The 743-nt window shown below is 51.1% G+C and carries 2 protein-coding genes; both read right to left on the bottom strand.

All coding sequences use genetic code 11. The features are described 5' to 3' along the window. The coding region (locus P1S46_12340; GenBank protein MDF1537253.1) for a HisA/HisF-related TIM barrel protein at nucleotides 1-193 on the bottom strand (193 nt) is incomplete at its 3' end. A 369-nt stretch (nucleotides 194-562) separates the two neighbouring features. After that, the coding region (locus P1S46_12335) for a hypothetical protein (GenBank protein ID MDF1537252.1) at nucleotides 563-743 on the bottom strand (181 nt) is incomplete at its 5' end.

Genomic DNA, 743 nt, shown 5'->3' with positions numbered 1-743 from the left:
ACTCCAGGCGAGTCTTGCGGTTTTCCAGTGTCGCGGCGATGTCCAGCATCGCCAGTTCGTCGGCCCCCTCCTGCTGGTAGAAGGCGGCGTTTTCCACCGGGTCACCCGCGTCGCGCAGGTTGACGAAGTTCACACCCTTGACGACCCTTCCCTCTTTCATGTCCAGGCACGGCATGATCCTTATCGGCTCCACGGAAAGCTCCTTTCAATTCCTGAAAACCACAGGTTTTCAGGTCTGTATCCGGTTTTCGGTACTTAGTTCCCGGTACTTAGTACTTAGTTCTTAGGTCATAGTCCATAGTCCATAGTTCATAGTTCTTAGTTCATAGTCCATAGTTCATAGTCCATAGTTCTTAGTCCATAGTCCATAGTCCATAGTTCTTAGTCCTTAGTCCATAGTCCATAGTCCATAGTTCTTAGTCCATAGTCCATAGTCCATAGTCCATAGTTCATAGTCCATAGTCCATAGTTCATAGTTCTTAGTTCATAGTCCATAGTCCATAGTTCATAGTCCATAGTCCATAGTCCATAGTTCTTAGTCCATAGTCCATAGTTCCAGCGATCAGCTGATCGCTTCGTGATACGCCTGCAGGGACTTGACGGAGCTTTTCTGCTTTCTCTGGGCCGCGATACCGCGCACTGTCGCCAGAGCAGCCGTGACCGTGGTGATGTACGGCACACGGTACTTGATGGCCGCCTTCCGGATGTAGGAGTCGTCGTGGGCGCCCATCCGGCCGCTCGGG

Source organism: bacterium (genome assembly GCA_029210545.1).
Classification (GTDB): Bacteria; BMS3Abin14; BMS3Abin14; order BMS3Abin14; family BMS3Abin14; genus JARGFV01.
The sequence above is the reverse complement of the archived record's forward strand: the minus strand, read 5'-3'. Positions and strand labels throughout refer to the sequence as shown.